Origin of the sequence: Enterovibrio sp. FF113, from assembly GCF_041439165.1 — a bacterium.
Classification (GTDB): Bacteria; Pseudomonadota; Gammaproteobacteria; order Enterobacterales; family Vibrionaceae; genus Enterovibrio; species Enterovibrio norvegicus_A.
The window spans coordinates 72,368-85,219 of record NZ_JBGONO010000014.1 but is presented as its reverse complement, the minus strand read 5'-3'; the positions used below and the strand labels follow the sequence as shown (position 1 = coordinate 85,219).

At 48.0% G+C, this 12,852-nt stretch carries 10 protein-coding genes; 2 read left to right on the top strand and 8 right to left on the bottom strand.

Annotated elements, in window-relative coordinates; genetic code table 11:
* Positions 1–6: 6 nt before the first annotated feature.
* Both ectB and ectA read right to left on the bottom strand, forming a co-directional pair.
* Positions 7–1,272, bottom strand: a complete 1,266-nt coding sequence (gene ectB, locus ACED36_RS12835; RefSeq protein WP_016962414.1) for a diaminobutyrate--2-oxoglutarate transaminase — start codon at positions 1,270–1,272, stop codon at positions 7–9.
* A gap of 13 nt (positions 1,273–1,285) precedes the next feature.
* Entirely contained in the window at positions 1,286–1,834 is a 549-nt protein-coding gene (ectA, locus tag ACED36_RS12830; RefSeq protein WP_371733375.1) for a diaminobutyrate acetyltransferase, read from the bottom strand.
* 509 nt (positions 1,835–2,343) lie between these two features.
* On the opposite strand from ectA, the gene ACED36_RS12825 reads away from it, so the two are divergent.
* Positions 2,344–3,792, top strand: coding sequence for a glyceraldehyde-3-phosphate dehydrogenase (locus tag ACED36_RS12825; RefSeq protein WP_017006865.1), 1,449 nt, complete (start codon positions 2,344–2,346; stop codon positions 3,790–3,792).
* 160 nt (positions 3,793–3,952) lie between these two features.
* Here the strand turns inward: ACED36_RS12825 and ACED36_RS12820 are convergent, their stop codons facing one another.
* Entirely contained in the window at positions 3,953–4,819 is an 867-nt protein-coding gene (locus ACED36_RS12820) for an aldo/keto reductase (protein ID WP_371733374.1), read from the bottom strand.
* Positions 4,820–5,143: 324 nt separating this feature from the next.
* Complete coding sequence (gene rsgA, locus ACED36_RS12815) at positions 5,144–6,217, bottom strand: ribosome small subunit-dependent GTPase A (RefSeq protein ID WP_016962410.1); 1,074 nt, start codon at positions 6,215–6,217, stop codon at positions 5,144–5,146.
* Between the two features lie 428 nt (positions 6,218–6,645).
* On the opposite strand from rsgA, the gene ACED36_RS12810 reads away from it, so the two are divergent.
* Positions 6,646–8,703 carry a prolyl oligopeptidase family protein gene (locus ACED36_RS12810; protein ID WP_016962409.1) on the top strand — a complete coding sequence of 686 codons (2,058 nt, stop codon included), beginning with the start codon at positions 6,646–6,648 and terminating at the stop codon, positions 8,701–8,703.
* An 89-nt stretch (positions 8,704–8,792) separates the two neighbouring features.
* Here ACED36_RS12810 and ACED36_RS12805 read toward each other — a convergent pair whose 3' ends face one another.
* Genes ACED36_RS12805 through ACED36_RS12790 form a run of 4 tightly spaced genes read right to left on the bottom strand, consistent with a single transcriptional unit; the run spans position 8,793 to position 12,803 of the window.
* Positions 8,793–9,176, bottom strand: coding sequence for a DUF2541 family protein (locus ACED36_RS12805; protein ID WP_016962408.1), 384 nt, complete (start codon positions 9,174–9,176; stop codon positions 8,793–8,795).
* Between the two features lie 9 nt (positions 9,177–9,185).
* Positions 9,186–9,764 (bottom strand): membrane integrity-associated transporter subunit PqiC, encoded by a 579-nt coding sequence (locus ACED36_RS12800; RefSeq protein WP_017006862.1) that lies wholly within the window; start codon positions 9,762–9,764, stop codon positions 9,186–9,188.
* Positions 9,761–11,431: an intermembrane transport protein PqiB gene (gene pqiB / locus ACED36_RS12795; RefSeq protein ID WP_371733373.1), complete on the bottom strand. Its 1,671-nt coding sequence runs from the start codon at positions 11,429–11,431 to the stop codon at positions 9,761–9,763. The genes ACED36_RS12800 and pqiB overlap by 4 nt, the downstream gene beginning before the upstream one ends.
* Entirely contained in the window at positions 11,424–12,803 is a 1,380-nt protein-coding gene (locus ACED36_RS12790; RefSeq protein WP_371733372.1) for a PqiA/YebS family transporter subunit, read from the bottom strand. Before ACED36_RS12790 ends, pqiB begins: the two co-directional genes overlap by 8 nt.
* Between the last annotated feature and the right edge of the window lie 49 nt (positions 12,804–12,852).

Here is a 12,852-nt window from a genome sequence, read left to right as displayed (position 1 = left end):
TATTCCTTACGACGCTTTACGGGTGGAAACAGTAGCAACATGCTCGGCCGCTTTTTCGAAGATATGTAGGCCTTGCTCTAGTTCCGACTCACTGATAGTAAGTGGTGAGAAAAATTTGACCACTTCATCATTCGGGCCTGCAGTTTCAATCACCATACCGTTTTCAAAGCAGTGGCGCGTGATAGAAGATGCAAACTCAGGTCGCTGACACTCAATACCTTGCATCATGCCGCGACCTTTGGTGCGCACAAATAAACTTGGGAATCGTTTCAGAACACGGTCGATGGTTTTCTTTACTTGTTGGCTTCGGTCTGCAATGTGATTCTCGAAGTCATCATTCTGCCAGTAAGTTTCAATGGCACTGGTGGCAGTGATAAAGGCGTGATTGTTACCACGGAATGTACCGTTGTGCTCGCCTGGTGACCACTTATCCAATTCAGGCTTCAGCAGTACTACTGCCATAGGCAGGCCGTAACCACCGATGGATTTTGATAATGTGATCATGTCCGGTTTGATGCCTGACGGCTCAAAGCTAAAGAAAGTCCCCGTTCGGCCACAACCTGCTTGGATATCATCCACAATCGTCAAAATGCCATGGGCTTTACAGATTTTGCAGAGTTTTTGCAGCCAAGCATCAGACGCCACGTTCAGGCCGCCTTCACCTTGAACCACTTCCAACAAAACTGCAGCTGGCTTGTCGAGGCCGCTTGAATTGTCGTTCAGCATCGTTTCAAGTAGTGCCAATCCGTCGACACCGGCATACCCTTCATAAGGAAGACGAGACGTACCAGCAAGTGGCATACCTGAACCACCACGATGATGTTGGTTACCCGTTGCTGCTAACGCACCCATGGTACAGCCATGGAAACCATTGGTGAAGGTGACGATGTTGGTACGCCCAGTGACTTTACGTGCCAGTTTCATCGCCGCTTCAACAGCATTGGTGCCTGTTGGGCCAGTAAACTGCACTTTGTAATCAAGATTTCTAGGTTCGAAGATGTGATTACGGAGTGCGGTTAGAAACGCGGCTTTGGCCTCAGTATGCATGTCTAGGCCATGGGTAATACCGTCTTTGTCGATATAGTCGATCAAGGCTTTCTTCAATATTGCGTTGTTATGGCCGTAATTGAGCGAGCCTGCACCAGCGAGAAAATCAATGTATCGATCGCCATTATCTGTTTTCAGCCAGCAGCCTTTGGCTGCGGTAAATAGCACCGGGAAGCTGTTGCAGTAAGACTTAACGTTTGATTCTTGCTTGTTAAAAATGTCCATGAGGGTTCCGTTATTATTGAGTGTTTTTATTCAAAGGGATGCGGAAAAGAAACTCAGTGTCATGACGTCCCTTAAAATGCTGTGCTTCATCAAGAAACACGGAGACTTCACCTTTTCTGCCGTTTGCGGCATCAAGTTTTTTAAACAAATGCCAAGACCCTTCATTCGATTTAGTGATCGTGGTTTCGATCGCCTCAACATGTTGTAAATGCTCTCGCATCAAAAGCTCTTGCAGCATGTGATAAGCCAACCCTTTACCACGCATGTTTGGAGACACAGCGACTTGCCAAACAAACAGATCACGAGGGGAATCAGGTTTTAGATAGGCAGAAATAAATCCAGCTATCTCGCCATCATGCTCAGCGACAATGCAGGTTTTACTAAAATGGGAAGACTGGAGGAAGTTGCAGTACGAGGAGTTTTCATCAAGCGGGGGGCAGTTAGCGATGAGGCTATGGATATTGATGCCATCATCCGTTCTGGGAACACGAAACACCCACTCGTCTTCGTCCGTCCTCAAACGCGTTAATGCCGCGTTCTGGTAAATCGTCTCAGTACTCATTGTGATTCAAATCCTTTAGTGTTCTAAGCATTGCAACCCTGTAAATGATACCAATAATGGATAATTTATCAAGTGTAAGTCACCGATTTGAGAATAGATGCTTGTAAAGCCTTGTTTTATATAGGTGGCTAATGCATGGCTTAAAAGTGAAACATTTAGAGGTGTAATTAAGTTGTCACTTATTTGTCAGAAATAAATGAGCAATGAAGAGAGGAAGCCGCTTGTGTTCTTACTTATCGACGAATATTAAGTGGGGTGATCACAATTTCCTGTCGATATAACGTAGTAAACTTTCAGTCAGATTTTAGTTGGCGATAAAGCTAAGGGGGATTAGACAGTAATTAGTTAACGAAAATATCGTTAAAGTATTGAATAATAGGCAATAGATTTAGATCTTATTTTTTCTTGGTTAATAATTATTCCCTCGTTAGACTCTGCGCCAAAATAATAAAAACAGTCCTAATCCTACTTTTCACCGTGAAGCACCCAAAAAGGCAAAGAAAGTAACGATGAGCCCTGAACAATATCTTACCCAATGGCAACAAAGCCAAACCGATGCCGAAACTATGTCTCCTCTTATCGGCAAACTCTACCGCGAAAAAGGTGTCGAAATTCAGATCTACGGTCGGGCAGTGATTAATGCCAGCACCATTGATCTTCTCAAATCTCATCGTGTTGCACGTTGGTATACCGGACAGGAAGTGACGACTTCGCATACCTTGCCGCTTCTAGAAGCGTTAGCTGGGTTTGATTTACCTGCGTGTCGCATTGATTTGGGCCGTCTCGCAAGTCTTTACTGGCGCGATCATCAAGATTGCGCGCAATTGGACGAGTTTTTAAAGACAACAGTCGCAGACCTACCGAAAAGCACACCTCTTAAGGAGCCCAAAGATGTTGTGCTGTATGGTTTTGGCCGCATTGGACGTTTAGTGACACGTCTGATGATCGAGAAAAGCGGACCGGGGTATCCCCTGCGTTTACGCGCGATTGTTGTACGTGGCGGCAAAGATGGCGACTTGGAAAAGCGCGCCAGCTTGCTGCGTCGTGATTCAGTACACGGACCATTTAATGGTTCTATTTTGGTTGATGAAGCCCGTAATGCGCTGATTGTGAATGGCAACTACATTCAGTTCATCTATGCGAATCATCCCTCTGAGGTTGATTATGAAGCGCATGGTATTAAAAATGCCGTTGTGGTGGATAACACGGGAATGTGGCGGGATGTAGAAGGACTCAGCCAACATTTAACCGCTAAAGGCGCTGAAAAAGTGTTGCTGACTGCACCGGGGAAAGGAGATATCAAAAACATCGTATTTGGTGTGAACCATGATGATATTGCTGATAACGACACTATTATTTCAGCGGCTAGCTGCACCACCAATGCCATTACGCCTGTGCTAAAAGCGATGAATGATCGCTATGGCGTGGAATCGGGCCATATTGAAACCGTGCACTCTTTCACTAACGATCAAAACTTGATTGATAATTTCCACAGTGGTGAACGCCGTGGTCGAGCAGCATCATTGAACATGGTGATAACGTCGACAGGTGCGGCGAAGGCTGTCGCGAAGGCTCTTCCAGCATTAAAAGGCAAGCTAACAGGTAATGCGATTCGTGTTCCAACGCCAAATGTTTCCATGGCGATTGCGAATCTGAACCTAAGCAGTGACGTGGAACGTGAGTCTTTGAATGCATTTTTGCGTGAAACTGCGCTGGTATCGCCGTTGGCAGGACAAATTGATTACACCCAATCAACTGAAATAGTCTCTTCGGATATTGTCGGCTCACGTTACGCGGGTGTTGTTGATAGCCAAGCGACCATTGCCGATGGCAATCGTTGTGTGCTTTATATCTGGTATGACAATGAATTCGGTTACAGCTGTCAGGTGATCCACTGCATTGAGCACATGGCGGGTATGCGCTATCCGGTTGTGCCTGCGCCGAAAGCCGAACGCTAATTCGCTAAAAGCAGTTGCTGCGAACCCTAGCAACTGGCATTGGCAATAAATCCCCCTAATTGAAAGCGGCTCCCATTGGCCGCTTTGTTTATTTTGCTGCTAGCAATGGGTGAGTTCGCACGATTAACCTTGCCCTTATTGCCTATCAATGCCTTTTTATTTATTTCAGTTTTTTGACCAACGAAAAATTCTCTTTCAAGCGGCTCACTTTACTCGTCATACACAGCGGCAGAATACCTTCATTCGCAATTTTTCGTAGCACGAGTGCGGAAGGGCTGAGTAATGTCATGTCTGATTCAGCGCGAAGTTCCAACACATAGCGTTCATTGGCTGTTGTGTCGTATTCTGCGGGCAATTTTCCTCTGTGTTCAAATGCGCCTTCTAGCAAAGGCGAATAGGCCACTAAAATGATGTCAGGGTTGGCTTGTTGAAGCAGAGACTTAATGTCATCAGTCAGGCAAATTTGTATGCCAAAATCCGCATCGTCTTTCGGTGGGATCACGGTATAGCGATATTGCGCATAACTGATAGGGGTTAATTCTTGGCGTTCAATGAGTACACAAAGGTTGCTGAGACGAGCAAGCGTGTAATTTGAGATACCGAGTTTCTTCACCACGCCTTTTCTTACGTATTCTGTGAGTACTGTCCACGTTTCTTCTAGTGGCGTGTTCAAGTCATCCACATGGGCGTAAAGCACGTCAATATAGTCAGTACCAAGACGAGTGAGTGACGCTGCAATGGCTGTGTCGATAGCTTGGCGACTCAAGCCTTCGGACGTGGGAAAATCCTGACCATCCAGCGGAAATGCACCCATTTTGGTGTGAATCTCGACTGAGTTGCGGTCAACCGTTTTCAGCCATTCTCCAATCGTGCGTTCGCTTTCACCGCCGCTGCCTGCCCAAAATGCATAGTTGTTGGCGGTATCAATGATTCTTCCGCCCATAGCGACATAAGCATTTAACACTTTGAAGGCATCAGAAGGCGATGTGGTGGTGCCAAAGGCTGCGGTGCCTAATCCTGCTTTCATAGAATGTTCCTTGTCGATGAGGTGTGATGAGTCTGCGTACTGTGAAACAATTGGAGAAGGGTGAATAGATCAGCAAAGTACAATCTTAGTTTACGCTTTCTGAACCGCGATTCTTGTATCAGACAAGAGCAAATACCGTTTTTGTATCATGTCGAAGCCTCTGCTATGCGCTAATGCATTTTCACATGGTGCGTTTAGCCGCGAGAATGGATACAGAGGGCACCCATTAACTTAGGATCTGCGAGGCCACGTGTTTTGGAGGCAAATTCTGTTGAGGTGGTGAGGGAAACAGAGCGACACGGGGTCGCTCTGTTTATGTCGGGTTTAAAACCCTTTTTTCTTATGGCGGTTGCTTGATTGGATCGTGTTCACCATCTTAGTAAAGGTTTTATCCTTTGCGCGTTTTTGCGCCATGGTGGCAGAGTTTCTCGCGTCTTCGTTTTGCAACTTGAGATAGTTACTTAAACGACGCTCGTCGATATTGCCAGTTTCCAACGCGGCACGAATAGCGCAACCCGGTTCGTTACCATGCTGGCAATCGCTAAATCGACATTGTGATTCTAATTCTTTGATTTCGGCAAACAGAGTATTGAGACCATCTTCGCTATCGAAGATCTTCAATTCTCGCATCCCTGGCGTATCCAGCAATACTGCACCAGACGGCAAACAGTGTAGGCTTCGCGCTGTTGTTGTGTGTCGGCCTTTGCTGTCGCTTTCGCGGATCCCACCTGTTGTTTGCACCGAATCCCCCAGCAGGGTGTTCACCAAGGTGGATTTACCTACGCCTGATGACCCCATCACAACCAGCGTTTTTCCCGCTTTCAGCCAAGGGCTGAGGGCGTTAGCTGTATGCTCATCGAGTGCGTTAACTGCTTCAACAGCCAAAAAAGGCGCTAAGGCTTCGACTGAACGAATGGTCTCATCAAGATCAAACGCGTTGCCGTCGGCATCAAGGCTGTTTTCTGCAAGGTCACGCTTAGTCAGCACCACAACCGGTTCAACAAATGCATCGGCACACATTGCTAGATAGCGCTCGATACGGTTGAGATTAAAGTCGTGGTCCAGTGCACACACAACAAAGGCGGTGTCGATGTTCGCTGCGATCAACTGTTCAATCACTTTTGTGCCAGCGCCTTTGCGTGCAAATAAGGATTGACGGTCTAACTGACGAATGAAATGGCCGTCATCGTCGATCAATATCCAATCGCCAACTGTCATGCTGGGAAACGATGCGTGGATCTCAAGAGATTCTGTGCCTGTTTCATTGATCAGTAAGTAGTGACTACGATGATGTTCTGCAATTCTGGCGATACGGGTATTTTCGTAATCTTCCAGTGTCAGTTGTTGCTGAAATACAGGTTGCCAGCCAAGTTGGCTTAGTGTTTTAAAAGGTGTCATTGTTTTTCCCTACGCACAGAGCGTATATCTGTGTGTTTGAGTAACAGAGTGTTGTAGGGTCGAATCAATTCGGAAAGACCCCGGTCGAGATTCACCGGGCAAAGAAGGGCGGTAGCTGTGGAGCAAACGTGGTTTTACCCATCGTTTAAAAAGCGCTACTTAGCGTACGATTCCTGCCGGGTGGGTCATTGCTACAATCATGTTGTTCCTCCTAGTTGGGTTGTGCTGTTTTGTTTCGGCTTAGACGGTAGATGTCGCTAATATCGCGAATCTATCATGAAGCCATTCGCCCTGCAAAGTGTATTGATTAAGTGCCCAGTGTGGTGGTGCCATCAATATGCTAATCGTTTGTGATGTGGACAGAAACATCGGCAGACGCCTGAGCCTTTCGTTATGATGACATGCATAAAATCAACACGGAGTACGCCATGTTCCGCTATCCGAGCACACGTCAAGACGAGACTGTGGACACTTACTTTTCTTCTGTGGTCGCAGACCCATATCGTTGGATTGAAAATGATCTGAGTGAAGAAACTGCTGCTTGGGTTGATGCCCAAAATGACGTCACATTCGGTTATTTGCGTGCGATACCGTTTCGCGATGCGATCCGGGCACGTCTTGAAACGGCAAATAATTACGTCAAGGAATCTCCACCGTTCACGCGCGGGGAATATACCTATTTTTACCGCAACGATGGCCTGCAAGATCAAGCGGTGGTCTTTCGCACCAAAGATGTGATGGAAAATGCGGGTGTGTTTCTCGACCCCAATAGCTGGAGTGAAGCAGGCACTACCTCTCTCGATCAAATGCGCTTTTCCGCTGATGACACCTTCATTGCTTATTCTACATCTGAAGGAGGCAGCGATTGGCGCACCATCTATGTCATGGACGCAGTTTCGGGCGTGTTGCTCAGCGATAAAATCGAGAACGTGAAATTCTCAGGTATTGAATGGCGGGGTCGTGAAGGTTTTTACTACTCGACTTATGACAAACCGGAAGGTAGCGAATTGTCTGCGCGTACCGAGCTTCATAAACTCTATTTTCATCGATTGGGCACGTCGCAGGCAGACGATGAATTAGTGTTTGGTGGCGAAGGCGATCCTCAGTATCGCTACGTGGGTGGCTACACCACAGAAGACGATCGTTTTCTGGTGATCACGGGTGCGAATGCGACCTCTGGCAATATGCTCTATGTGCAGGATTTAGACAAAGGCACAGATCGGGTTTGCCTAACAGAAGATGAAAGTGCAGACAGTGATGTGTTTGAACACCATGATGGCAAGTTGATTATTTACACCAACCTTGATGCGCCAATGGGTCGCATGGTGGCGGTCGACACAGCTTCACCTCATCAAAAAAATTGGACAGATTTAATCCCTGAAACAAGCCATGAGCTTAGCGTGAACAAAGGCGCAGGCTACTTGTTCGCGAGCTATTTGGTTGATGTACAAACGCAAGTGAAACAATACCAATTTGACGGCGCATTCGTACGTGATGTGTCATTACCAGGCGTCGGCAGTGTGTCCGGTTTTGGTGCGCGAGCAAAAGATAAAACGCTGTATTTCACTTTCACCAATTACACCACTGCCAGCGATACTTACCGCTTTGACCCGCAAACGGGCGAGGCCAAGCTGTATCGACGCAGCGCGTGTGCCATTGATAGCACGCAACTTGAATCAAAGCAGGTGTTCTATACCTCCAAAGATGGCACGAAAGTGCCGATGATGATTTGCTACCGCAAGGGTATTGCACTTGATGGCTCTCATCCCACCCTGCTGTACGGTTATGGCGGTTTCAACATTAGCCTTGAGCCTTCATTTAACCCAAACGTGGCAAGTTGGATTGAAATGGGAGGCGTTTATGCGGTTGCCAATTTACGTGGCGGCGGTGAATACGGCAAAGCATGGCATGACGCAGGGACACAGCAGCAAAAGCAAAACGTGTTTGATGACTTTATCGCGGCGGCTGAATACCTGATTGACGAGAAGTACACATGTTCTGAGAAACTCGGCATTCGTGGTGGCTCAAATGGCGGTTTGCTGGTGGGCGCTTGTATGACACAGCGTCCTGAGTTGTTCAAAGTCGCGCTTCCAGCAGTGGGTGTGTTAGACATGCTGCGTTACCACACCTTCACCTCGGGCGAAGGTTGGGCGTATGATTACGGAACGTCGGCGCAAAGCGAGGCCATGTTTAACTACTTGCTCGGTTACTCGCCCGTGCATAACGTCAAGGCAGGGGTGACATACCCTTCAACATTGGTGACGACTGCCGATCATGATGATCGCGTTGTGCCTGCTCATTCCTATAAATTCATTGCCGAGCTGCAAGCCAAACACGGCGGCGATAATCCAGTGCTGATCCGCATAGATGTTAATGCAGGTCACGGCGCGGGCATGCCGACCCATAAAGTGATGGATTTGAATGCCGACGTTTACGCATTCTGTTTTGATCAGATGGGTGTCATACCCATTGAGAATCAGTGCTGATTACTGCATTTTCGAAGGAAAAACGCGCCGTGACTGGCGCGTTTTTTGTTGAGTGAGTGCGGTGTTGAGCTTCTAGCGGCAGTCCATGATTACTGCCGGCCATAAACCCGAACGCCTGCAGATGAATTTTCTGACTTGCCGAACACTTCCAGCTTCTTAACACAGCGTTTGTAAGCCAGCTTTCGCCAATCTGTGGTTTTGTCTTTCCCGACGTCGCGGTAAAAGCGAATGGTTTTGGTATCGCCATTTTTAAAGGTGATTTTCACTTTTTGAAGGTACATATCCCGGTCAGCCTTTACTTGAATGGCGTTGACGCGGCGGCAAATCACCAAGGGAATATCTGCACCGTAATCGGTGTTCTTAAACACGATGGTTCGGCCCAATGTGATCCTGTCATCTGCTTGCGCGGCAGTTGGTATGCCGAGCAGGGTGGCGTATACGCAAATTAGGGAAAGTAACGTGTTCGTTTTCATGGTTCTACCTCAAGGATTCAGCGTGCTAGCCAGCTGGGTGGTGAGATTATCGAGTGCTACGGAAAGGGCATCGACCAAAGCGGGATAGCCCTCCTGCTTCAAGGGCTCGCTTATTTGGAAGGTTTCGGACAACAGGATGTTGCCGCTGTCATCAAACAACATCCATTCACCTGCCAACATGGCATCGCCAGTATAACTGCCATTAAATTGCGCCATCTTTACCCAAAGCGTTTGCACTGGCGAGGTGCTGGAAATAGGCGAAGTGCCGACAGGCCAGTAGCGTGTTTGTTTCTCGCGAAGCCCAGAGATGATGAGTCGGGTGAGTTGTTCGGATAAGCCCTCCGCCCATCGGTTATTGTTTGCCGCGACCGTTTCAGTGTTCGAGATTTGGTAAACAATGCCGCTGCCAGAAAGGATATCCGACACCGCAACGTTGGGAATGACCAGAATGGGCACCTTGTTCTGAAAGGTATAGGTTCTGCCCAATGAGTCGGACGTGAGCAAATAGGTGTTTTGCGCAATATTTGGTGTGCTACTGCATGCTGTGAGCATCAACAAAGCCAAGGCCGTCATGAGGAGAGTTTTCATTGGCGTTTTCCTTTCGCAGGCACGGGGTCGTTTTGTCCGCTTGTGCCAAATATCAACGCATCCGGGGAATCGTTGAGGGTTTTAAGTAACGGCTCGAGTTGACCTAATGCATCGTTGACCTGTGACAACGCCTGTTGAAGTTCAGAGTAGGAGCTTGATTCAGGACTGAATCCTTTCAAGGTTTTTTGAAGTTGCGTCAGGCTATTTTGAATCTCTTTTGGTAGCTGCTGTGTGTCTTTTTGTTTTAGCAGGGCGTCGAGACGCCGGACTGTCACAGAAAGATCCTGTCCAAGGCCCTCAAAGGTTTTTAACGTTTGTTGCGTGGTACTGAGCGTGTCGTCCAGAGACGACAGTGTGGTGTCGAGTGGCAGCTTACTTAACTTGGTAAGAATGGTACCTATCTGGCGCTGGAACTGAACAAATTCGCCGTCAATGGTTGGGAATACGTTAAAGCCGTAATATTGCGCCATATGGGTTTCAAGGGGGGAATCAGGGTAAAAGTCGGTGTCGATGTACAATGCCCCCGTCAGTAAATTACCCGTTTTGAGCGAGGCACGAAGCCCATGGCCAAACGCTTTTTTAAAGTCAGCCAACAGCTGTGATTCGCTCAGCGTGAGCGAAGCATCATATATTCGCTCCATTTCGATATGCACCAGAACGGGGATCTTTTCTGATCCCATTTCTGCTTGTTGGCTTAGATGAAGGGGCACTTTCTTGACCGTGCCAATGCGAATGCCACGATATTCTACTGAGGCGCCGGGGTTGAGCCCCCGTACCGATTCACCAAATAGCATGGCGTAAGCGACGAATTGCTCATACATTTTCTCGCGAATTTCTTTCTTATTATCAAACAGTTTGAAAGACAGCATTTGTTCGGTAATCGCTGATCCATCCGTATTTCCATCCGGTACACCAAAACTCACACCACCAATCATGAGGGATTCGAGGGAAGCGACATTCACGCTAAACCCTTCGGCGTTGAGCTTGATATCTAGCCCTGAATTGAGCCAAAAGCGAGTGTGTTTCCGGACTAAAGCATCGTAAGGTTGGAAGATGAATAGTTGATAGGTGGCATTTCGTTTGTCGATGTCGAAGCCGACTTTTTCTACCCGGCCGACGGTGTATCCTTCGTACATCACCGGATCGCCAATGGCGAGTTTACCTGCATCGTCAGAAGTGAGGACAACGCGCAAACCTTTGGTATCTGCGGGGGCCACGGGTGGGGAATCGAGCACGGTGAACTTGCTCTTTTTGACGTCAGATTCACCCGGCCTCAGTTCAAGGTAGGGGCCAGACAATAAGGTCTCTAATCCCGATACGCCTTCGGTTCCGATGCGGGGTTTCACCACCCAAAATAATGTATCTTCTCTCAGCATTCTTTCGGTGCCACTGTCCATTCGCACCGTGAGCAAAATTTCGTTGTAGTTTTTGCTCAATGCCACGTTGTTGACGATACCAATTTTCACGCTTCGTGCTTTTACCAAGGTTTTTCCTGCTTCTATGCCTTCAGCGGTGGGAACGGTGAGCGTGATTTCTGGGCCTTGTTCACTGGCATATTGGTAGATCATCCATATGCCCGCGAAAAGCGACACGATAGGAATGATCCACACCGCCGCCATGCGTTTAGCGGGTTTTACGTGCGCGGTAACGTCACGGTCTTTATCCATGCTTTTCCTGTTTTATCGGTGTCTGTTGGCCTGAGGCGGGAGCCGGTGAAACAGCACAATTGTCATCTGCTGAAACGGCTTCGGTTTGCCAAAGAATACGAGGGTCAAAGGTGTGCGTTGCGAGCAAAGTGAAAACGACGACCAAGGCGAAATAGAACACGGCGGGGCCGGGAGTAATGCTCATTAATTGATGAAATTGAACCAGCGCGGTGAGTATCGCGACGACGAAGATGTCGATCATTGACCAGCGACCAATGATTTCAATAAAGCGATATTGTTTCAGCCGTATTAAGGCGTCTCTGGCGCTTTGTTTTCTGGAGGATTTCGCCTTGATGAGTAAATGCACCAAGATCAGCATTTTAGTGATTGGCACGATAATGCTGGCCGTCAGAATAATCAGGGCAATGGGGTAAGAGCCCAACTGCCAAATCAAAATCACGCCGTCCATGATGGTTGAAGCAGCCGACGATCCAAAGCTGGTGGTGTACATCATGGGGTACAAATTCGCGGGGATATAAAGGATGATCGCGGTGGTCACCAGTGCGGCAGACGTTGTCAGAATGTTGGACGGGTTAAATGCCTGCAAGCCGCTGCCACATCGTTGGCACGTCTTGGGATCGTGCTGGTTTGATGCGTGTGTTGGGTTGATTTGGCTGCACAATCGGCAAACAAGATGCGTTTGGCTGAGATGGGTATCGCCAGCATGAACATGTGCGTACGACTGGGTCGGAAACAGTCGATCCCAAAGCCATTGCTTGTCTGCCACGCGTGAACATTTCAAAACCAGATGTGCGTAAAGAAAAAAAGTCCAAAATGCGGGTCCTAACGACACATCGGTCATGGCAGCAATTTTCACGATACTGACTAATACGCCCACAAAAAAGATATCGACAAGCAGCCAAGGCTCAACGCGAAGTACGAAGCGGCAGAGAAACTGCGTCCATCGATTGGCGTTTGAACGGGTAACGGAGCCGTCCGGTAGGCTGGATGAGAAAACCCTGCTGGCTTTAAAGAACAGATACATCATGGCGGTGATGGTCAATACGGGAAGCACCACCACAGTAAAGATCAGCATCGCAGCCAGTACATCGTTGTCGAAATAGTGAAATACGCTGAGTGCGTTCAATAGCACGATGTCGTTCGACAAGCCCTGAACGCGAATAGACATGAATGGGAAAAAGCAGCTAAGTGCAAGCATGATGCCGCAAGATAAGCCGTAAGCGAGAACGTTGGTGTGCGTATTCTTTACGTGCGTAAGCAGAGTATGGCCACAACGAGGACATGCCGCCCCTTGGCCATGTTCCAAATTAGGAATGGCACAAACAAGGCCGCATTCTCTGCATGAAATCAACGCACTGTCGCGCACTGCCATTTGGTCTTACCCTGCAACTCAACTCGATACGAAGTATAGGGACCAGTGG

Bases quoted from the DNA above. Each gene is read 5' to 3' on its own strand.
- ectB (WP_016962414.1), bottom strand. From the start codon at position 1,272: ATGGACATTTTTAACAAGCAAGAATCAAACGTTAAGTCTTACTGCAAC.
- ectA (WP_371733375.1), bottom strand. From the start codon at position 1,834: ATGAGTACTGAGACGATTTACCAGAACGCGGCATTAACGCGTTTGAGG.
- ACED36_RS12825 (WP_017006865.1), top strand. From the start codon at position 2,344: ATGAGCCCTGAACAATATCTTACCCAATGGCAACAAAGCCAAACCGAT.
- ACED36_RS12820 (WP_371733374.1), bottom strand. From the start codon at position 4,819: ATGAAAGCAGGATTAGGCACCGCAGCCTTTGGCACCACCACATCGCCT.
- rsgA (WP_016962410.1), bottom strand. From the start codon at position 6,217: ATGACACCTTTTAAAACACTAAGCCAACTTGGCTGGCAACCTGTATTT.
- ACED36_RS12810 (WP_016962409.1), top strand. From the start codon at position 6,646: ATGTTCCGCTATCCGAGCACACGTCAAGACGAGACTGTGGACACTTAC.
- ACED36_RS12805 (WP_016962408.1), bottom strand. From the start codon at position 9,176: ATGAAAACGAACACGTTACTTTCCCTAATTTGCGTATACGCCACCCTG.
- ACED36_RS12800 (WP_017006862.1), bottom strand. From the start codon at position 9,764: ATGAAAACTCTCCTCATGACGGCCTTGGCTTTGTTGATGCTCACAGCA.
- pqiB (WP_371733373.1), bottom strand. From the start codon at position 11,431: ATGGATAAAGACCGTGACGTTACCGCGCACGTAAAACCCGCTAAACGC.
- ACED36_RS12790 (WP_371733372.1), bottom strand. From the start codon at position 12,803: ATGGCAGTGCGCGACAGTGCGTTGATTTCATGCAGAGAATGCGGCCTT.